Origin of the sequence: Clostridium sp. M62/1, assembly GCF_020736365.1 — a bacterium.
GTDB classification, from domain to species: domain Bacteria; phylum Bacillota; class Clostridia; order Lachnospirales; family Lachnospiraceae; genus Otoolea; species Otoolea saccharolyticum_A.
Genome location: NZ_CP085988.1, coordinates 1,947,734 through 1,967,442, shown reverse-complemented (window position 1 = coordinate 1,967,442; position 19,709 = coordinate 1,947,734). Strand labels below are relative to the sequence as shown.

The 19,709-nt window shown below is 51.2% G+C and carries 21 protein-coding genes, 1 pseudogene and 1 riboswitch; of the genes and pseudogenes, 10 read left to right on the top strand and 12 right to left on the bottom strand.

What is annotated here, in order from left to right; genetic code table 11:
• Positions 1 to 454: 454 nt before the first annotated feature.
• The 4 genes from mtnN to LK436_RS09230 all read left to right on the top strand — a co-directional run bounded on the left by mtnN (position 455) and on the right by LK436_RS09230 (position 3,586).
• Positions 455 to 1,150, top strand: coding sequence for a 5'-methylthioadenosine/S-adenosylhomocysteine nucleosidase (gene mtnN, locus LK436_RS09245; protein ID WP_008395978.1), 696 nt, complete (start codon positions 455 to 457; stop codon positions 1,148 to 1,150).
• A 43-nt stretch (positions 1,151 to 1,193) separates the two neighbouring features.
• A complete protein-coding gene (locus LK436_RS09240) occupies positions 1,194 to 1,994 on the top strand; it encodes a helix-turn-helix domain-containing protein (protein WP_008395979.1) in 801 nt (266 codons plus the stop codon).
• Positions 1,995 to 2,030: 36 nt separating this feature from the next.
• The gene (locus tag LK436_RS09235) at positions 2,031 to 2,546 is read left to right on the top strand and encodes a hypothetical protein (protein ID WP_015573183.1); all 516 of its coding nucleotides are present in this window, start codon (positions 2,031 to 2,033) and stop codon (positions 2,544 to 2,546) included.
• Between the two features lie 173 nt (positions 2,547 to 2,719).
• Complete coding sequence (locus LK436_RS09230) at positions 2,720 to 3,586, top strand: aminoglycoside 6-adenylyltransferase AadE (protein WP_001255868.1); 867 nt, start codon at positions 2,720 to 2,722, stop codon at positions 3,584 to 3,586.
• A gap of 779 nt (positions 3,587 to 4,365) precedes the next feature.
• On the opposite strand, the pseudogene LK436_RS18440 reads toward LK436_RS09230, so the two are convergent.
• The 8 genes and pseudogenes from LK436_RS18440 to LK436_RS09195 all read right to left on the bottom strand — a co-directional run.
• A pseudogene (locus LK436_RS18440) lies at positions 4,366 to 4,611 on the bottom strand (hypothetical protein); the annotation flags it as partial.
• 11 nt (positions 4,612 to 4,622) lie between these two features.
• Positions 4,623 to 5,462, bottom strand: a complete 840-nt coding sequence (locus LK436_RS09225; protein WP_008398845.1) for a nucleotidyl transferase AbiEii/AbiGii toxin family protein — start codon at positions 5,460 to 5,462, stop codon at positions 4,623 to 4,625.
• A complete protein-coding gene (locus LK436_RS09220; RefSeq protein WP_008398844.1) occupies positions 5,459 to 6,070 on the bottom strand; it encodes a type IV toxin-antitoxin system AbiEi family antitoxin domain-containing protein in 612 nt (203 codons plus the stop codon). Before LK436_RS09220 ends, LK436_RS09225 begins: the two co-directional genes overlap by 4 nt.
• A 231-nt stretch (positions 6,071 to 6,301) precedes the next feature.
• Positions 6,302 to 6,943, bottom strand: coding sequence for a nucleotidyltransferase family protein (locus LK436_RS09215; protein WP_008398842.1), 642 nt, complete (start codon positions 6,941 to 6,943; stop codon positions 6,302 to 6,304).
• Positions 6,944 to 6,947: 4 nt separating this feature from the next.
• Positions 6,948 to 9,242 carry a xanthine dehydrogenase family protein molybdopterin-binding subunit gene (locus tag LK436_RS09210; RefSeq protein WP_008398841.1) on the bottom strand — a complete coding sequence of 765 codons (2,295 nt, stop codon included), beginning with the start codon at positions 9,240 to 9,242 and terminating at the stop codon, positions 6,948 to 6,950.
• Positions 9,239 to 9,715: a (2Fe-2S)-binding protein gene (locus LK436_RS09205; RefSeq protein ID WP_008398839.1), complete on the bottom strand. Its 477-nt coding sequence runs from the start codon at positions 9,713 to 9,715 to the stop codon at positions 9,239 to 9,241. The genes LK436_RS09210 and LK436_RS09205 overlap by 4 nt, the downstream gene beginning before the upstream one ends.
• Positions 9,706 to 10,527 (bottom strand): FAD binding domain-containing protein, encoded by an 822-nt coding sequence (locus tag LK436_RS09200; protein WP_044931669.1) that lies wholly within the window; start codon positions 10,525 to 10,527, stop codon positions 9,706 to 9,708. The genes LK436_RS09205 and LK436_RS09200 overlap by 10 nt, the downstream gene beginning before the upstream one ends.
• A 230-nt stretch (positions 10,528 to 10,757) precedes the next feature.
• A complete protein-coding gene (locus LK436_RS09195; protein ID WP_008398836.1) occupies positions 10,758 to 10,919 on the bottom strand; it encodes a hypothetical protein in 162 nt (53 codons plus the stop codon).
• A gap of 111 nt (positions 10,920 to 11,030) precedes the next feature.
• On the opposite strand from LK436_RS09195, the gene LK436_RS09190 reads away from it, so the two are divergent.
• Both LK436_RS09190 and LK436_RS09185 read left to right on the top strand, forming a co-directional pair.
• Positions 11,031 to 11,597, top strand: coding sequence for a hypothetical protein (locus tag LK436_RS09190; RefSeq protein WP_015543995.1), 567 nt, complete (start codon positions 11,031 to 11,033; stop codon positions 11,595 to 11,597).
• A gap of 30 nt (positions 11,598 to 11,627) precedes the next feature.
• Positions 11,628 to 11,924 (top strand): hypothetical protein, encoded by a 297-nt coding sequence (locus LK436_RS09185; RefSeq protein WP_008398833.1) that lies wholly within the window; start codon positions 11,628 to 11,630, stop codon positions 11,922 to 11,924.
• A gap of 172 nt (positions 11,925 to 12,096) precedes the next feature.
• Here the strand turns inward: LK436_RS09185 and LK436_RS09180 are convergent, their stop codons facing one another.
• Positions 12,097 to 12,477 (bottom strand): desulfoferrodoxin family protein, encoded by a 381-nt coding sequence (locus LK436_RS09180; protein ID WP_008398832.1) that lies wholly within the window; start codon positions 12,475 to 12,477, stop codon positions 12,097 to 12,099.
• A gap of 269 nt (positions 12,478 to 12,746) precedes the next feature.
• Positions 12,747 to 12,851, top strand: a riboswitch (TPP riboswitch).
• A gap of 81 nt (positions 12,852 to 12,932) precedes the next feature.
• Here LK436_RS09180 and LK436_RS09175 point away from each other — a divergent pair.
• The 4 genes from LK436_RS09175 to LK436_RS09160 all read left to right on the top strand — a co-directional run bounded on the left by LK436_RS09175 (position 12,933) and on the right by LK436_RS09160 (position 16,569).
• Positions 12,933 to 13,694, top strand: coding sequence for an ABC transporter permease (locus LK436_RS09175; protein ID WP_008398826.1), 762 nt, complete (start codon positions 12,933 to 12,935; stop codon positions 13,692 to 13,694).
• Between the two features lie 100 nt (positions 13,695 to 13,794).
• Positions 13,795 to 14,889: an ABC transporter substrate-binding protein gene (locus LK436_RS09170; RefSeq protein WP_044931667.1), complete on the top strand. Its 1,095-nt coding sequence runs from the start codon at positions 13,795 to 13,797 to the stop codon at positions 14,887 to 14,889.
• A gap of 86 nt (positions 14,890 to 14,975) precedes the next feature.
• Positions 14,976 to 15,728 (top strand): ABC transporter ATP-binding protein, encoded by a 753-nt coding sequence (locus LK436_RS09165; protein ID WP_008398822.1) that lies wholly within the window; start codon positions 14,976 to 14,978, stop codon positions 15,726 to 15,728.
• Positions 15,715 to 16,569 carry a TatD family hydrolase gene (locus tag LK436_RS09160; RefSeq protein ID WP_008398820.1) on the top strand — a complete coding sequence of 285 codons (855 nt, stop codon included), beginning with the start codon at positions 15,715 to 15,717 and terminating at the stop codon, positions 16,567 to 16,569. The genes LK436_RS09165 and LK436_RS09160 overlap by 14 nt, the downstream gene beginning before the upstream one ends.
• Here the strand turns inward: LK436_RS09160 and LK436_RS09155 are convergent.
• The 3 genes from LK436_RS09155 to LK436_RS09145 all read right to left on the bottom strand — a co-directional run bounded on the left by LK436_RS09155 (position 16,566) and on the right by LK436_RS09145 (position 19,650).
• Complete coding sequence (locus LK436_RS09155) at positions 16,566 to 17,909, bottom strand: esterase/lipase family protein (protein ID WP_008398818.1); 1,344 nt, start codon at positions 17,907 to 17,909, stop codon at positions 16,566 to 16,568. The two genes, LK436_RS09160 and LK436_RS09155, sit on opposite strands and share 4 nt — an antisense overlap.
• A gap of 68 nt (positions 17,910 to 17,977) precedes the next feature.
• On the bottom strand, positions 17,978 to 18,802 hold the full coding sequence (locus LK436_RS09150) for a L,D-transpeptidase family protein (RefSeq protein WP_147594839.1): 825 nt from the start codon (positions 18,800 to 18,802) through the stop codon (positions 17,978 to 17,980).
• Positions 18,803 to 18,930: 128 nt separating this feature from the next.
• Complete coding sequence (locus tag LK436_RS09145) at positions 18,931 to 19,650, bottom strand: hypothetical protein (RefSeq protein WP_015543990.1); 720 nt, start codon at positions 19,648 to 19,650, stop codon at positions 18,931 to 18,933.
• Positions 19,651 to 19,709 lie beyond the last annotated feature (59 nt).

The following is a 19,709-nucleotide window of genomic DNA, read 5'->3' as shown; positions in this document are numbered from 1 at the left end:
CCGTTCTCCCCGAAAAGGTTTCTTGCCCCATGCCTGCGGCGTGTTCCCAACAGGGGCCCCCGCAAAGTCGTCAGACTTTGTGGGGAGAGGAGCCGCAGCGGAGCGAGTGAGCTTTCGCCCTCTGGCGGAAGCGAATGATACGCAGCTTGCGGCGACGAGGCACGCTCCCCGCAACTTCGGGACAACTTGTCCCGAAGTGACCTCTGGACAAAGTGTCCAGAAGCTGGCTCCTTGCAGTGCTTCCCCAGCCGGGGTATTCCTTTTTGGACGGTCATTCTGTTTTCAAGGTGCTGTCCATCGATGAACTACCCTAAGTCTACACCTAAATGACCGCCCGTCCCGTATATCCGAAAGGTAGGAAATCGGCTTAAAAAACAGGCTATTTCCGTGCTCTCGGAATTATGGTAAAATAAACATAAAAATTGGCTTTCAAGCCATAGGAGGACAATAATCTATGAAAATCGGAATTTTATGTGCGGGTGACGAAGAACTCGCCCCATTTTTGCCCTTGATAAGCAACTGTAAGATAACGGAAAAAGCTATGCTGAAATTCCATGCTGGACAGATTGATAGTGTAGAAGTTGTCGCCCTGTTTTCCGGCGTGTGCAAAGTAAATGCCGCCATAGCCGCTCAGCTTTTGATAGATGTATTTTGCGTGGATATAATTATCAATTCAGGGACAGCGGGCGGTATGGAGCCAGAACTTGAAATATTCGATACAGTTATCTCCACAGAAGTTTGTTACCACGATGTAGCGCCAGACATTTTAACGGAATTTCATCCGTGGATGAATTCTGTGTTTTTTGTGGCAGACCCAAAGCTGATAGATATGTCAAAGTCTGCTGTTGACAAGCTTTCAACTTCTGGAAAGGTAGTTTGGGGCCGTATGGTAACGGGAGAATCGTTTATAACCGATGAGAGCCGGCAAAAAATAAACGATGAATTTGCTCCCTTGACGGTTGACATGGAAACTGCCAGTATCGCTCATGTCTGCTATGCAAATGACATACCGTTTATCGCCATTCGGTGTGTGACCGATACTGAAAAACACAGCGGAGTTGATAATTTTGACGGAAACTGTGCAAAAGCATCAAGTATTGCCAAAGATATTACGGTTGCTTTATTAAGAGAAATCAAAAAGTCGTGGTAAGATTGGATGATATTTTAGAACAGAGGACAGAGGGGGGGAGAGTATGGCCCTAACTATTCAAGAACGACTAAAAGACCTGCGTGTGGAGCGTGGCTTGACGCTGGAACAGCTTGCGGAACAGACGCACCTCTCCAAATCTGCGCTTGGCAGCTATGAAGCGGACGAGTATAAGGACATCAGCCACTATGCCCTTATTGAGTTAGCAAAGTTTTACGAAGTGACTGTTGATTATCTGCTGGGCCGTTCCCAAACAAAAAATCACCCAAACGCCGATCTTGCAGACCTGCGTTTGAGCGACGATATGATTGAACTATTGAAAAGCGGGCGGGTGGACAATTCCCTCTTGTGTGAACTGGCGACCCACCCGGATTTTCCCCGGCTCATGGCCGACCTTGAAATCTATGTGAACGGCGTAGCGGGAAAGCAGGTGCAGAGCGCAAACGCCATTGTGGACGCTGTGAGTGCAACGATTATGAAACAACACAATCCCGGCTTGACTGACCCACAGCTGCGACAGCTTATCGCCGCCCATATTGACGATGACAGCTTTTGCCGCTATGTGATACAGCAGGACATAAACAAGATAGCCTTCGACCTGCGGGAAGCCCACAAGGACGATTTTTTCAGCGTCCCGGAGGACAATCCTCTGGAAGATTTTTTGCAGACCGCAGAGGAAACCACCAGAGAGGACAGCGACCCGGAGCAGGCGGCTATGGCATTTATCTGTAAGCGGCTCAAGCTGAACTATGGGAAACTGTCAGAGGAAGAAAAGAAGTGGTTGAAAAAGATTGCACAGAAATCGGATTTGCTGAAAAATCCAAAGCCGCAGCGGGGACGCAAGTAAGAGAATAATAAATCAGATTATATGGAGGTATTGGTTATGAAAAAGTGGTTACTGATAATTTCAGCGACTGTTATTTGCGTTGCTGCCGCTTTTTTATATTTCTTTAGTTTAACTCCCAAAGGAGATACCATTACCAGCAGAGAAAGCATATTGAACACCGCAATTTCAAAAGGGAATGAATGGACTATCGCAAAAGAACTGGAACTTGGCGGTTATATCGTGAGTGGAGCATACAGTACAGATAATAAATCTACACTTGCTATCTTTGAACCAACAGGAAATGGAGACTACAAATTTAGTACATCAACAAACCGAAATAGTGATGAGATTATTGTCGGTGGCGTTGCAATAAACGGAGAATGGTATGATTTAATTTGGTTTAATGGTGCTAAAACAGAGTATGCTGAAATCACTTATACAATAAATGGACAAGTGCAAGATACATTGAGATACAACACAGATGATATGGATATTATCTCAATTAAAAACCCAGAAAAAGAGTATTCCATTCATGTGGCTTACTATGACAATGATGGAAATAAATACGAATAAATTGTTTTTCATCGAGAAAATAGCAAAGCCAGCCGAGCCAGTCAACGGTCAAGATGAACGGCGCATTTCATGCGCCGCCGTTGACAGTCCCGCCCGTCTTTGCTAAAGGGTAATCAAGGCGGGAAAGCCCTAAAATGGCTTCACACCTATTTCAATAATTGGAGGAGATAAAAATGAGATCAGAAAAGGAAGTTTATGATATTGTTTTGAATTTTGCAAAAACAGACAAACGCATTCGCATGGTTACTTTGGAAGGATCTAGAACAAATACAAATATTCCGCCTGATGATTTTCAGGATTTTGATATTACTTTTTTTGTTACGGATATGGACAGCTTCACAAGTGATGATAAATGGCTAGATATATTTGGTGAAAGGTTGATTCTGCAAAAGCCGGAAGATATGGAATTATTTCCAGCTGTAGAAAAGGGATTTTCATATTTAATGCTGTTTACTGATGATGTTAAGATAGATTTAACTTTGCTGCCGCTGGAACTGATAGACGAGTATTTTACATGGGATAAACTGGTAAAGTTACTGTTGGATAAAGACAACCGTATCGTAAAGCCGCCAATACCAACGGATATAGACTACCACTTGCAGAAGCCTACTCAAAGAATGTTTGACGATTGCTGTAATGAATTTTGGAATACTACAACATATGTAGTAAAGGGCTTATGCCGCAAAGAAATTCTTTTTGCTATTGACCATATGAATGATATAGTACGAAAAGAATTGCTTCGCATGATTTCCTGGCTGATTGGTATCAAACAGGGATTTCATTTCAGTTTGGGAAAAAACTATAAATTTATGAAGCAATATGTCCCAGAGGAATTGTGGGAACGACTTATGTCTACTTATAATATGGATTCCTATCCCCATATGTGGGAATCCTTTGAACAATGTATGGCATTGTTCCGGGAGGTTTCGTCAGAAGTGGCATGCCAGTTGGATTACCAGTATCCACTATATGATGAAAAAATCAGTAATTATGTGATTCGGCAAAAGAAAAAATATGGCATTGAAGATGATAACAAATAAAATTTTTTCAATCGAAAAAATTTATTTTGATTATTCAATTTTGAAAAACTGAATACCTCAAAATCAGAAAGAGCGCGGCCAAGCACTTTGAGGGATTGGCCGCCTTGTCCACCCATCCAGCGGGGCGGCGGGCGGCGGTCAAGGCCGGGTGTAACCCCGTTCATTTCAGCCTTGACGGTTGCCCGCTGTCCTGCTACTTTTCCGGGAGTGTGGCCACAACTTCGGGACACTTTGTCCACAAGTCGGAGCGTAGGACGAGGGACGGGGGCTTTCATATACGCCCTGTCTGCTGATGAAACCAGACCTGCGCTTGCGGCTCCACGCCACGCAAGCACAGCCCTGTTTTCTTGCCGCTTCAAATCTTGCCGCTTCAAATGCCCTTGCCCTCCCCGGCGGCAACGGCATTTTCACGACAACGCCGACAGAGCGTATAACACACTACACTTTGCTTCGCAAAGTCGTGTGCCAAATGGGGGCGTTGCCCCCTTTGGAAACCCCCACAAGAAAAGGCGATATGCTACCCCTCCACGGGGCGCATACCGCCTTTTCTTGTTATCCAGCCCTCCGGCTGTATTGGTTGAGCAAAAGTCAGCGTGGGATTGGTGTGGTATCTTTATCTAAGTGAACCCCCAGGAGCGTATTTAGAGCCCTTTCCAAAAAAGAAACGGCCCGCATGGTGCAGACCGCTTTCGTTATTCTGTAAAATCGTCCTTATCAAGAAAATCAAAATTGTCCTCGGTGTCCTCTAACCGCTTCGGAGGAAACCTCATCTCGTATTATTTTTTCGCCAGCGCACGAACTTCCTGGTGCTTATCTTTCATTCGGTTTTTCTGCCAGGAAATCTGTTCCTTTGATAATCTCCATGGAAGATTCAGTAAGCGATTTATCCTTATTTGCTCCGCTTGCTTCTCCGGCGGCAAAGAAGCACAGGATTTACAGATATGAGCCGTATGGCCTCTACCTGAAAATTTTTCATTGGCGTTGTATTCTCCGCAGACTTTACAATAATGACCGTGTTTTTTTATAGGTCCACTTTCTACTCACAGAGAGCGTATAGACTACGGATCGCTTCCATAATGATGTTCCATTCCAGCTCTGCCGCATAGGAAAACTTCCTACGGTAAGATTCCCAAAGTTTCTGCATAACAGGACTGCTTTCCACTTCGTCCAAAACATCTTTTGCATCTGTAAGACGCCTTTCTGTTCCACGCTTATGGGCAGTTGCCAACAGTGCATCATGGAGCGTCTGCTGGTTCAATGTGTTCCCATGAAGCTGCTCCAGAATGTAAATATCATAGAAATTTCTCATGCGGGTGTTGGTGGTGGTTCTGGTGATAATCGTTTCCAGTTTTTCGGCCAGAACTGTTTCCAGATTGTACGCCCAAATATCAATGGAGCGTTCTTCCAGCATCAGTTTGAAAGAGTAGCGGACCTCTCCGGGGGTAATGACATCTCCCGTAGAAATGTCGATCTTCAAAGGAGTTACCACACCGTCAAAGGTTGCAGTCATGTTCACTCGAATCCCCGGATACTCCGCCTCATCCATAATCTCTGAAATACTTTTCAGCTGAAATTTGACACCATCATCAATCGGAACACTCACAATAGCAGAAATCAGGTTTTCTATGTCCTCCACATTGACATTGGTGCCTTTTACAGTGGCATCCAAATCCATCGTGGAGCGGGCATCCAGACCAACCATGGCCGCTACCAGCATACCGCCTTTCAAAATGAATTTGTCACGATATTCAGAAAGGGAGATACGATCCAGAAAACGTTCCATCATATAGTTTCGCATTAAAAGCTGTGCATCCGCAGATTTTTTCCTGGAAAGATTACGAATCAAATCTTTTAGCTGCCTCGCTGTTTTTATCATAGAAGCACCTCCAAATACTGCCGTAAAATTTTTTCTACCCGGAACATACCGGCATACCTCATCAAATTCCGCAGGTCTTTGTCCTTTCTTCTGGCATACATCTTTAACGCACCTTGAAAAATCTGCGTCTCCATATTGTTCCGGCTGCGGAGCAGATCGCAGATGGTACGCTCCATGTCATAGACAGGAACCGTATGTCCAAAAGGTGTCTGAGCCGTTATCAGACCCACCTCATGCAACTCTGCTTTAATAGTAAACACCTGCACACCTTCAGCTTTCAGTTTAGTAGGGTTGTAGCCCGTCTTAACGGTAACGGTATATTCCATTGGTTCACGATCTGTCAAATCATGAAAAAATAAAGCCGTTTCATGGGAAAACACTGCCTGTCCAACCCGTAGATGAAGTAAATACATAGCGTCTACCCATGCATCCCTGGAAAGATAAATCCCATGTGCAACCCGCTCCAATTCCCGTGAGCGCACATAATCATAAAAAACAGGCTTGGAAATACCAGCAGATACTACTTGAGCTGTTCGCAGCATCCCGTCCTGTGTTTCCAGCAGATGATCCAGCTGTTCAAATTGTCCCACCGTACCACTTCCTTTCATACTAATATTATAAGCAATATTAGTTCAAAAGTAAAGTGATGTAAATTCGGCATAATTTTACTGATAGCTTAATGTTCAACAGTTTGGGAAATATGAAGTGGCAGCTCCGCCCCAATCGTTAGCCATCTTTTTCTCTGTTTAACGGATAAATTTCAGTGGCCGGTGTGATTCATACGAATCACACCGGCCACTGTGTAGGGGCATCTATTTCCCGACAGCCCCTTTCTGCATTCAGGGTCTCTCATCCAGATCCTGAAGTGATTTCTCATGTTCCGCTTCCACAAGAAGCACATCCTCCCAGTGTCTTTTCAGCACTGCCTTTCCGCCCCTGTCCCCGGTAAGGGCCAGCAGCTCGTCTGCATAGCTTCCCTTAAAGAGAACGGGATTTCCCGCCTCTTCGTTTCGCGACAGAGCCGCAATTCCCCGGCCCGAGCTTAGGGCCCTCTCTGCCAGGCGGCACACCTCCTCACCTGTAAGCCACGGCTGATCACAGACAGAAAACAGAAGCCAGTCCTCAGGCCCGGCCCCGGCCGCCTGGATTCCCAGACGGATGGAGCGGGAGATCCCCTCCTCGGGTCTGTCATTGAGCACAGCCTGAATCCCTGCGGAGGGCCAATACTCACCGGCCGGTTCCTCTGTCTGGTTCCTCCCTGTATGCCCTTCCCCTTCTGCCTTCGCGGCCTCCATGACAGCTCTTTTTGCCAGCTCCCGGCTGGAAGTCACGAAAATGATTCTCGTTCCCAGCCTGCGCCTTACGAAAACCGCACACCGGAGGGCGCGAAGATACATGGGAATTCCGTCCACCGGATACAGGAGCTTATTGCCTCCAAACCGCCTGGACAGCCCGGAGGCCAGCAGAATGTGGTAGATCACGGCCCTATTTGAGCTTTCCGAGACCGCGGATTACCTTTTCCGGCGTGATCGGAAGCTCGTGGAACCAGAGTCCTGTTGCATTGTAGACAGCGTGGGCGATAGCCGGAAGCGGGGTGTTGATAACCACCTCTCCGATGGACTTGGCGCCAAAGGGACCAGTGGGCTCGTAGCTGGACTCAAACTCCACCTCCAGATCAGGGATCTCCACCCTGGCCGGTATCTTGTACTGCATAAAGGAATTTTCTTTGAGTTTTCCCTTCTCCGAGTAGTTAATATCCTCGTAGAGGGTCATTCCGATTCCCTGGACAATGCCGCCCTCCGCCTGTACCCGCGCAAGTGCCGGGTTGATAACCGTTCCGCAGTCCACGGCAGCCTTGTAGTTAATCACATCGATCTGTCCCGTCTCCAGATCTACCTCCACCTCGGCCATTCCGCACATAAAGGGAGGCGGTGACTTCGGTGAGGAGTGAGAAGCTGAGGCCTCCAGGGACAGATCGTTTCCGCACATGCTCTTCGCGGCAATATCTGCCAGGGAGACACGCTTTTCCTCATCCCCTAAAAGATAGACGAAAGAGCCGTCAAAGTCTGCGTCCGCCTCTTCTGCTTCCAGCATCTGGGCCCCCAGCCGTACAATCTTATCCCTGAGTTCCCCGCAGGCCTTTACCGTGGCCATACCCGTAATATAGGTAGTGCTGGAAGCGTAGGAGCCGGAATCATAGGGGGAGTTGTCCGTGTCAACACCGTACACGACGATCTGATCCACCTCGCATTCCAGACAGTCCGCAGCCATCTGGGCTAGGATCGTGTCACATCCGGTTCCCATGTCCGTGGCTCCGATCAGCATGTTGTAATGGCCGCTGTCCGCCAGGCGGATGGTAACACTTCCCACGTCCACACCGGAGATTCCGGAGCCCTGCATGGCGATTCCCACGCCCACTCCCCTGACTTTTCCATTGCCCATATCTCGCCTTGGGTATTTGTCTTTCCAGCCAATCATCTGGGCAGCCCGGTTCATGCACTGCTCCACATGACAGCTCTCAAGGAGCTCATTGTAGTAGGCCGGCATCCTCTGGCCTTCCCTCACAAAGTTCATCCGGCGGATCTCAAGGGGATCGATCCCCAGAATTCCAGCCGCCTCGTTGAGGGCTGACTCCACGGCAAAAAGTCCTTGGGTCGCTCCGTAGCCTCTGTAGGCGCCGGACGCCTGGAAGTTGGTGTACACCACATCATACCGGAACCGGAAGGCCTCCGGCGTGTAGATGGGGATTGACTTGTGACCGGAAAGGCCTACCGTTGTGGGGCCGTGCTCTCCATAGGCTCCCGTATTGGACAGGGTGTAGACGTCAATGGCCCGCACCAGGCCGTCCTTATTGAGTCCCATCTTCACCCGCACCTCCATCTCGTGTCTGGGTGAGGCTGCGATCATGGATTCATAGCGGGAATAAATCATCTTTGCAGGCCGTCCTGTTTTCATGGTGACAAGAGCCGGATAGATCTCTGACACTCCTGTCTGCTTGGCTCCGAAGCCTCCTCCGATTCTCGGCTTCACCACCCTCACTCTGGACTTGTCAATTCCCAGGGCCGTTGCCAGGATTCGTCTGATGTGGAAGGGCACCTGTGTGGACGAAACCACATTTAAGCGGCCGAAAGCGTCCATGTAGGTGAAGGTTCGGAAGGTTTCCATCATGGTCTGGTTGTTGGCCTTGGTGTGGTAGGTTCTCTCAAGCACCAGATCGCAGTCTGCCAGCACGGCATCCACATCGCCCTCCTCCTCGCCGCCGCTGGCGCAGAGGTTTCTCTGGTTGTCCGCTCCCACCGGACAGAGGGCCTTCCAGTCCTCTTCCGGATGAACTAACACCGGATTGTCCTTGGCTGTTCTGAAGTCCAGAACAGGCGTCAGCACCTCATACTCGGTCTTGATCAGCTTCAGGGCTCTGTCCACTGCCTCCTCTGTCTCCCCTGCCACGACAGCAGCCACATCGCCCACAAAGCGCACCCTCCTGTCGATAATATACCGGTCATAGGGGCTTGGCTCAGGGTAGGTCTGACCTGCCTGGGTAAAACGGCATCTGGGGGAGTCCTCCCAGGTCAGCACGCAGGCGATGCCGGGAACCTTTTTTGCCTTCTCTGTGTCTATATTTTTCACAAGAGCGTGGGCGTGAGGGCTCCTGAGGGCCTTCACCACCAGGCAGTCTGACGGCGCAATGTCGTCTGTATAGACGGCGCGCCCTGTCACAAGAGCCATGGCATCCTTTTTCATCACCGGGCGGTTTACATAGTTTGTATTTGGGGCCTTCATGCGTTCTCACCCTCCTTCTGTCTTCTGCAGGCCAGCCAGTTTCGGATGGCTCTCATCTGGCCTGCATATCCCGTGCAGCGGCACAGATTGCCTGCCAGATATTCCCGGATCTCCTCAGAGGACGGGGTGCCGGGCAGCTCTCTTTCCATGGCAAGCACATTCATAATAAAACCAGGAGAACAGAAGCCGCACTGTTCCGCTCCCTGTTCTCCCAGGAAGCGCCCGAACTCCTCTGCCTCCTCCTTCAGTCCCTCCAGGGTGGTCACCTCTCGGCCCTGGACGCGCATGGCGGGAACCGCGCAGGAGAGCACCGGCTTTCCATCCAGCCATACAGTACAGAGCCCGCAGTTCGTTGTCTCGCATCCGCATTTTACGCTTTTATAGCCTCTGGCCCGGAGGAAATCGAGAAGCGTCATGTCTGCTCTGGCTTCAGCGGCCACAGCCTGTCCGTTTATAATACATTTTAATTCCACGTTTCATTTCCTCCCTTCCTCTCCAGAGATCTCTCCCTGTCAATCCTGTCAAGACAGCGCATCAGGAGAACACCGGCCAAATATTTCCTGTACTGGGCGCTGGCCCTCATGTTCGTGCCGAAGCGCAGGGACTCGATCAGCTTCTCCGCCGCCGCTTTCCGGTCCGCCACGTTCTCTGCAAAATATCCGTTTTCCACCGTTACGGCAGCCGCCCGGGCCGGCCTTGCTCCGATGGAAACTGTCGTTTTATCCCCTCTCTCGCAGACTGCCGCTGTCAGTACCGGGAAATCCACAGCTTCATTTCTCATGCTCTCATAGGATATTCGGGCCTGTCCCTTCCTCACCAGCACGGAAACGAGAATATCCCCGTCTTCTTTTCTGTCCAGAAAATCCCTGAGCGGCATCACCCCGGCCTTATAAAGCTTCACCTGGGCGTCCAGGGCCAGAAACAGGGTGAGCACATCGGAGAAGCCAAACCTTCCATAGATACTCCCGCCCACAGTCGCGCAGTTTCTGAACTGGGTTCCCACAATGTGACGCACGCTGTCTGCGAAGGCCCCGCCTGCCCAGCGGTTCAGCCCTTCGTGCGTTTCCAGGCTTCTCAGGGTGGCCATGCATCCTATCTCAAACTGCTCTTTTGTCTCCTCTATCTTCTCAAGTCCCAGCCCGCTCAAATCGATCAGCGTCTGGATTGTCCTGTTCTGAAGTCTGAGCCAGCAAAAGCCGCCGCAGATAACAGAGGATTTCTTCTTATTCAGTTCATAGGCCTCATCCAGGCTCCCCGCCATGACAAAATTCGTGTAATGAATCACGCCTTATCCTCCTCGTATTTTTCATTTTTCATTCTGTCCGTCTATTTGCAGTCTGTCACGCCCATCTCTCTTCTCTTTCATCTTCAGGGCATGTCCGGCCTGTATGCCGTGTCTATAGCAGGCATATTTTAACACAGATTGCGGAAGAGAACAATCTGAAAAAGTCATTCTCTTCCGCGAAAATTGTCTTCTGCACCTCCCCCGCAGCCCTCTGCTGTCTCTGGCAAAAATCAGTTATCCCTTTTTCCGGTTCCACGTACCTTCCGTCCCCTGGTCTCCCTTTTCTCTGTGCCTTTCACCACTCCCTTTTCCTTCGAGCGGTTCTGGCAGGCCATACAGTCCTCGTCAATCTCATATGCAGCATTTCCTTCTATAATTAAACGGATTCCCATATTGTTTCAACCTCCCATATCTCTATCATATGCAGTACTGATACAGGCTGTGTATCATGTTTTGGCATGACAGCGCATATATTAAGGCAAGGAAAAGGAGGTAAAAACCCCATGAAAAGTGAACCTGATTTAAAAATGACGGATCTCGATTATCTGACAGCGTCCCCCCATCTTCAGATGATCAAAGCCGCCCTTCCGTACATACATGTCCCGGAGCAGCGCTTTTTCTCCCTGATGGTAAAAATCAGCGAGCTGGAGCGCACAGTACGGCTGTTTCAGGAGACAGAAGACGGAATGGTCGGAATCTGCTCTCTCGAGGAGGATGAGCCGTCCTCTCCCATTGACATGTTAAATGCCATGAAGCCCTACGGCACGCCGCAGGAACAGGAATTTATCGATCTGGTGGCCAATTTTCTTCAGGGCTCCAGGCTTTACCAGTCTTACCGCGAGTCCGCGCCTGAAACCATCCGCCCTGTCTCCCCAGAGCACAGCGGCGGTACTGCAGAATCCTCCGCCGACTCCTCCGGCCCCACAGCCAGAAGCCGCGCAGAAGAGGCGGGAAGGCGGGATACCGGCCACTTTCCTATCGAACAGCTGAAAAACATGCTGCCGCCGGAGCAGCAGTCCCGCCTGGAAACGGCCCAGCTTCTCATGCAGACCATGCAGAGCTTGTCCTGAGCTCGCACAGCCACAGAAAGGATTGAAATTATGAACACTGCCTGGAAACAGGATCCCAGACTGAAAACAATGGATCCGGAAAAAGTAAAATACCTGTCAAACCTGGCCGAAACCGTGGAGCGCACTCCCAAAGACAAGCTGATGCCCCTTTTCATGAGCATGGCGGCAGGCAGCAGCCAGTATCATTTCAGCGACGACGAAACGGATCTCCTTGTGTCTATCATGACAGCAAAGATGAACCCCGCAGAAAAAAAGCGGGTGGAAATGCTGCGAAGTCTGTCCAGGCGCTTAGGCGCCGGGAAACAGGGCAGGCCGAAAAAAGGGTAGAGAAAATATCCCTGCCGGCAAATCCTTTCGCTTCACAGGTAAGCCGGCAGAATTTTCTGTGAAAAAACGAAGTTTCCTGTTATATAAAAACGGCGGCCGCATCTGATATTCCAGAATGCGCACCGCCGCTTTCTCTATCCCCGGCAATCAGCCTGCGTCACAGAGCACAGACTTAGATTTCCTTCTTCCAGAGTCCGTGAAGGTTGCAGTACTCGTATGCAGCCACTGCCTCGTCTCCTTCGCTGAGAACAAACTCTGCCTCCGGCTTCTCTCCCGGATTCAGATATTTGATCTGGCTGCCCTGCTTTGTCTCGAGAGCAATCCACTGGATCCAGTGAGCCTCCAGCATCGGGTGCTCAACCTCTCCTACCTTAACAGTAACCTTCTGTCCCTCCACTGAAACAGCAGGCACATGCTTCTCATGAGCTCCGTCGCTGGTTCCCGGAACAATCTCGCTCATCTTCTCTCCGCAGCACATAACCGGTACGCCCGCATTCTTTACATAAGTTACGATATTTCCACAATGCTTACAGACATAAAATTTTAATGCCATTTTGCACGCCTCCTTAATGATTTTAATATTGATTCCTATTATACTTTATTAGTGTTTAAAAATCAAGTGTTATCTGACATCTTTCTGATTTTTCCATATTCGTTCGCCCATACCGGCTCCGCAAAAGCGGATGCCCCGTTCCATTTCTGTGCTTTTCTTTATCCTCCGGGCGAGCCGGGCTGCTCTGCCTTCCTCATTTTGAGCACTTTTCCCCTTCATTCTTTACAAACCTGCCAGGTTATGCTAAAATCAGAATGTTTTGAATGAATGCCATAAAAACAGGGAGCTTGTAGACAGGCTGAGAGGAAATTGTGAATTTCGACCTATAACCTGATGTGGATAATGCCAACGTAGGGAAATACGAACGATTCTGAAGCCCTGCCGTTATCCGGCCGGGCTTTTTTCTTTCCCTCCTTGTCTCTCTTTCCCTGCTTTGCTGAAAGGAGCTCTTTCATATGAAATATGCAAAACGCGCCGCGCCTGTTCTCGCGCTGGCCGCAGTTCTCATCCTCTGGGAGCTTGCCGTGGATCTTTTTAAAATCCCTCTCTATGTGCTCCCCTCCCCTGCAAAGGTGGTTCTGGCGCTGGCAGCGGATCGCTCGGTCCTTTTTAGCCACGGTCTTGTAACCGTCTCTGAGGCCCTGCTCGGAATGGGAATCTCTCTGGTACTTGCTGTGCTGCTGGGCATTCTCATGGACGCCTTCGCTCCGGTGCGCCGGTGTGTCTACCCAATCTTGGTGGTGACGCAGACGGTTCCCATGATTGTGCTTTCGCCCATCCTCATTATCTATCTCGGTTTCGGCCTGGCGCCAAAAATCCTGACCGTTGTGCTGATGTGCTTCTTTCCTGTGGCTGTCAGCTTCACCGACGGGATGGCTCAGCTGGATCCGGAGTACATGTACCTTGTCCGCTCCTTCGGAGCAGGAAAGTGGGAGGCCTACCGTCTGGTAAAAATCCCTGCCGCCATTCCTTCTCTCCTGTCCGGCCTGAAGGTAGCCGCCACGTACAGCATCAGCGGAGCTGTGGTCGGCGAGTGGATCGGAGCGCAGAAGGGTCTTGGCTACTATCTGCTGCGTGTTAAAAACGGCTACATGCTGGACAAGGTCTTTGCCTGCGTCCTGGTCATCGTTTTTCTCAGCCTGTGTATGAATCTGGCTATCTGGCTTATCCAGAAAACGGCTGCCCCTTACATGGGACAGAAGGGAACTGAAAAATAGGGAAAATAAAAAGTATCCGGCTGCCGGACTTCTTTGACAGTCTAAGCGCCCTGTCCCATATTTTTAATAAATACTTACTGAATGAAGGAGAATGAACATTATGAAAAAGAAACAGCTGACAGCTCTCACTCTGGCGGCCCTCATGGCCGCATCTCTCACTGCCTGCTCCGGCGCAGGCTCCGCTTCTGAAGGCGAATCCAAAGGTGACGGCACGGAATCCTCCCTGCAGGCTCCATCATCAGAGCAGACAGGCGCCCCCTCAGAAAGCGGCAGCACCTCAGAAGCTCTCGAGGATGTCACCGTCATCCTGGACTATGTGGCCAATACCAACCATACCGGAATGTACGTGGCTCTGGATCAGGGCTATTATGCTGAAGAAGGTCTGAATGTAACCATCGCAGAGCCCACAGAGGGCGCCACAGCCACTCTTGTGGCAGTGGGCAAGGGAGATTTCGGCATCAGCTACCAGGAGGATGTGACCATCGCCCTGACCTCAGAGGAGCCTCTGCCCATAAAGGCGATTGCCGCCATTATCCAGCACAATACCTCCGGCTTTGTCACCTCAGCCGACAAGAATATCACCTCCCCAAAGGACTTTGAGGGAAAGACCTACGCAGGCTGGGGCGGCCCCGGAGAGTCTGCTGTGCTGGAGGCTGTGATGACACAGGCCGGTGCAGATTTCTCCAAGCTCAATATGGTTATCTCCGACGGCTCCGGCTTTGCCGCCTTAAAGGATCAGGTGGATATTATGTGGTTCTTTGAGGGATGGGACAATATCACCTGCAAGCTCAACGACTTCCCGATCAACTACATGCCTGTAAGAGAGCTGGACGACCGGCTCGACTACTATACTCCGGTTATCATCGCCAACACAGACACCCTCTCCAAGCGTCCGGAGATGGTCCGCAAATTCCTGCGCGCCACAGAGAGAGGATACCTCTACGCTATCGAGCATCCTCAGGAGAGCGCCGAGATCCTTCACAAGTATGCCCCCGATTACTCTCTGGAAATGCTGACCATGTCCCAGGAATTCCTCTCCGGAAAATACATGGAGGACACAGAGGTGTGGGGAAGCATGTCCGATGAAACCTGGGACAACTACACAGACTTTATGGTGGAATACGGCGTCATCGACGAGGCAATCCCTGCCGCCGACTGCTATACCAACGAATTTCTCCCCGGTGAGGCAGAATAAGCTCTGACCCTGCCTGCTTTCCGGCAGGGCAGGCCGGTTCACCGGTCACCGATGCAGTCAGCTCTGCGCTGAGAAAGGATAAATAGATGAAGTTAGAAATCTCTGACCTGGCTTTTTCCTATGAGGACAGACCTCTGTTTTCCTCCCTCTCCCTCTCCGTGAAGGAGGGAGAGTTTGTGAGCATCCTGGGCCCCTCCGGCTGCGGAAAGTCCACGATTTTAAAGCTCCTCACCGGAGTTCTTAAGAAGGAGTCCGGCTCTGTCCTGGTAGACGGAAAGGAATTGTCAGGAGCCGGCGGACATTTCGCCTACATGCCGCAGAATGATCTCCTCTTTCCCTGGAAAAATATTCTCGACAACGTATGTCTCTACGGCAGAATTCACGGCTCGATGGACAGGGCGAGAAAGGAGGCTCTGGACAATTTCCCGGCCTTCGGCCTTTCCGGTTATGAATATAAATATCCCGGTTCTCTCTCCGGCGGAATGCGGCAGAGGGCGGCTTTTTTGAGAACCGCTCTCTGTGAAGCGGACATCCTCCTGCTGGACGAGCCCTTCGGCGCCCTGGACGTCATCACCAGAGGAGAAATGCAGGACTGGCTTCTGACTATGAGAGAACGGCTGAACCGAACCGTCCTCCTAGTCACCCACGACATGGACGAGGCCATCTACCTGTCCGACAGAATTCTCATACTGAACGGTTCTCCCGCCCGCATTACCTGCGAGATCTCCGTCGAAGAGAAAAACAGGAGCCGTTCCTGGCTCTATGAGCAGGGCAGCCTTCGCCAGACCATCTACCGGGAAATCATAAAGACAGGAGGGAAAGAACATGAGACTGTTTGATGCCCATGCTCATTTGGGAGATGAGGAGGAGCTTCTCTCCAGAAAGCGGGAAAATATCTCCTCCCTCGTCTGCGCAGGAACACCTGAGGAAGCTGAGCGCCTCATGCTTCTGTGCGAACATTCTCCATTCTCCCCAATTCTTCTGCCCGCCCTGGGCCTTCATCCATGGCAGGCAGGAAATGTCTCCTTCAGGGACATGGAGCCCTGGCTTCTCAAGGCCCCCGTCATCGGTGAAATCGGCATGGACAGCGTCTGGTGCGACGTTCCTCTTTCCAAGCAGGAGAAGGTTTTCTGCGCCCAGCTGGAGCTGGCCAGCGCTCTGAAAAAACCTGTTGTTCTCCACACCAAGGGTCAGGAAAAAAAGATCGCGGGTCTTATCAGAAACTATGAAAATACCTATCTCGTCCACTGGTATTCCGGGGAGGAGGGGCTCTCAGAATTTCTGGAGCTTGACTGCTACTTTACCGTCGGCCCCGATGTCTTTTATAATCCTTCTGTGCAGAGGGCTGCCAGGCTCGCACCTGAAAACCGCCTTCTTGTGGAGACAGACGGATGTTCGGCAGTCAAATGGGCCTACGAAAACTTCTGCCGGAGCCGTTCCGTCTCAGAGCGCTCCCGGGGGGAGGTGCACTCAGAGATCCTCCCTCTTCCTGACTGGCGGGATATACGCGGGGTTCTGGAGCACAGTATCCGCAAGACGGCTCTCCTGAGAGCAGAAGCTCAGAAAGGAAGCCTTAAGGAGACTGTCCCGGACAAAGGCTTTCCTGAGCCCCTGGCAGAACGACTGGCCGGCATCATGGAGCAGAACTTTCTGCGGTTCTTATCAAAAGAGAGAGGCTAACAGCCTCTCTCTTTCAGATCATGGACCAGCTCCACATAGAATTCTCTCACGTCGAAATCAGGGATATTCTCCCGGTTCAGATCGATCATGTCTCCGTGGGAGATCCCTCTCTTTCCTCTGGCTGTCAGAAAGCGGAAGCGTTCTCCCCACGGAAAGGAGCTCTCCGCCACCAGCCCGTCATTGGGCCCGTCAAAATACCGGACCAGGGCATGGGAGAAATTGAGGGGAAATCTTCCTCCAGAGGCACGGTTCAGCTTCGAGCCCACGCTCTGGTAAAAGACTCCGGGACAGTCGGGTACCTTCTGATTGAAGTCTCTTAAGGCGGAGGCTGTCAGATCAGTGACTGCTGCCAGAAAGTCCGGCTTATCGTCTCCCAGCTTTCTGAGGGCTCTGTTGTACCCGGCCGCGACCTTATCCTTCACCGGCTTTGGAATTTCATTCAGGAGATAATCTGCAAACACACAGCCTCTGTGAGGCGTATTGATCGTGGTGAGGGATGCCGCATACTGATCCATACCGAGAACGCTCAGGGCATAGCGGCAGTCCAGGCCGCCCTTCGAGTGGGCAATGAGATTGAACTTTTCACATCCTGTCTCCCGGGAAAGCTCCCGGATTCTTTCTAAAAGCTCCCTGCCGCTGTCAGCCACCGATGCAGCTGACTGGTGATTTCCGTAATAGATGACAGCCCCGTTTTCTTCCAGCTCTTTCGGAATCCTGCCCCAGTAGTTAAAGTATTTGTAATCCCGGAAAAATACGCCGTGCACCATGAGAATCGGATATCTGGTGGCGCAGAGCCTCTCCTCCTTCCTCTCCCTGTTTCTGAGTATCCTCATACTCTCAAAATCCGTTTCCTCCCTCACGATCCGAATCAGGCGAATCAGAACCAGCAGGTTTACAACGGGAATCCATCCGCACAGGGCGCCTATGACCCTCCATTTGGCTCCAAGCTGAAAGGAAGAAAGATAGATTCTCACCATTCCATTCCAGAATACGGCTGCCTCTGCCAGAAATGCGGTAAGTATCTGCCAGAAAAACAGCCAGAAGGACTCGTCAAACATCCGCTTTGCCCCGTACAGAGTAAAGAGGACGCTGGCTGTGGCGGATATTAAAAACAATGTCAGCAGCTCACAGCCGTTCCCGCAGCGTCTGAGCCTGGACGTTGGCAGACTCCTGTTGGCAAAAGAGGGAAGAAGATTGGCCAGAAGAAAGACTGCTGCCGCCGTTGTTCTCCACAGCCCTCCCATCTCCGGCCAGAGTACTCCTGCCAGAACGGTGTTGGCTGTCAGGAAGATGCCTGCTGAGTAGAAAGCGCGGACTCCGTACTTTGTAAGCTGTTTCATGTCCCCTCCTTTTTATCTGCCTTTTCCTTATCTGCCTTTTCCTGTTCCCCCCGGCCAGACAGCTTCCTTTACTTCTGTCCCTCTGCCATGTACGGACCAAGAGCTTCCCTGTCCTGTACAATCAGGATCTTTGCATCCTTATCGGCAGTTGTGAGGATCGTTTTTACAAGCTCCTCCGGGATACCGATACAGCCCGCTGTGTAGGTGTCATCCTTCACTTTCGGGCAGTGGAGGAAGATGGCAGAGCCCCGTCCGGGAACACAGTCTGCATTGTAGTTTAAAACCAGCGCGTAGTTATAGCACGGCCCCTGATTTTTTAAGACCTCCGCCGAGCGCCAGTCTGCCTGAACCGCACCGGCATTTACATACTGATTGTAATATCTGCTTCCCACATCATCCACAAAGCAGTCCCCGTCCTGTACCTGCCGGTAGGGAATCCGGCTTCCCGGATCCTCCTTCAATCCAAAAGCCATGGTAAAAAAGTAGAGGCCTGACGGTGTTTTCTTGTCTCCTTCCACCTTGTCTGCCGTGATTCCGGCCCGCCCGCAGGTTCCGCGCGTTCCGAACACCTCTGAAAGCCGGCCGTCTTCTCCCCTCTCATAGTACCAGAGCGTGAGGCTGCTCTGATCTGCTCCGTCTCCCACTGCCAGAATCAGATGATCTGTCTGCTCTGCCGCAGTCAGCTGATTTACGTCAAACCCTTCCGGCAGATACTCAGCCAGAGCCGTCTCTCCTGTTTTGGTCTGTTTTTCCTCTCCCCGCCCCTCTGCCCTGCTCTCAAGAGCCGGGCCTGAAGCAGCTGCCTGTCCTGCAAAGGCCGTCATATGCCCTGTTCCCGCCGCTGCGAGAACAGCTGCGGCAAGCACAAGACCTGCACATCCTCTTCTTCTCATGTTCTGTCTGCTCCTCTCCTGTTTTATCTGTTCCTCCCACATCGGTATGGCGCATTTGCATCTCTCCCGGCCTGCCCCGCCTGCCGTCCCAGGCCTTTCCCTGTCAGAGGCTGTTTTCTCCTTCGCCGTCACAGGGGACAGGTTCTGCCGTCTTTTCCTTTTTCAGCCCTGTTTCCCTGCCCCGGGCCCGCTTCTCTCAGCTCTTCCTTCTGCAGCTCTTCTCTCTCCAGCTCTTCCCTGGCGCTTCTCCTGACCATCCAGTCTGCGATGGCAAACATCAGGGCAATGCACTTGCAGGAAACATACTCATTTCCATAGTTGATGTCCCGCCCGTGAAGAATTCCGTTTCTGTAGGGAATATAGATCGGCTCCGTATTCGTCTTCAGACGGTTCTGGTTAAACTGGAACTTTAGTTTGGAAAGCCCCTCGGTGCAGCCCACCAGACAGTCCCAGGGATCCACCGTGGTAGCCGCTGTGAAGAACCCTTTTTTTCTTGTGTAGTCATTGACCGCCCCATCAATAATGATTAAAGACAGGGGAACACTGGCATAGTATCTCCCTTCCGCATGATCCTCAAAGCACTGCCTGATCATGCCCTCGCGCATGGCAAAGGAGGGAGAGGCATTCAAAATATGCTCCACCTGCTTAGGAGCTTCTGTCTTATAGTACTCTATCAGGACGCGCTGGGCAGCCTCCATTCCCTCTTCCTCGAAGGTCTGGTTTGCCCTGTGAACCAGCTCTTCGCTGATAGTATCATAGGCACACCAGCCATAGTCGGCGAACCGCTGATTAAAAACAGGCCCCTCTTTAATCAGGCTCCCGCAGCAGCCGCAAGTTTCTTCCGTCATTACATCTCTCCTCCTCATATCCCGGGCAGGGAGAAGGCGGTGCCAAAGGCACCGTCTCC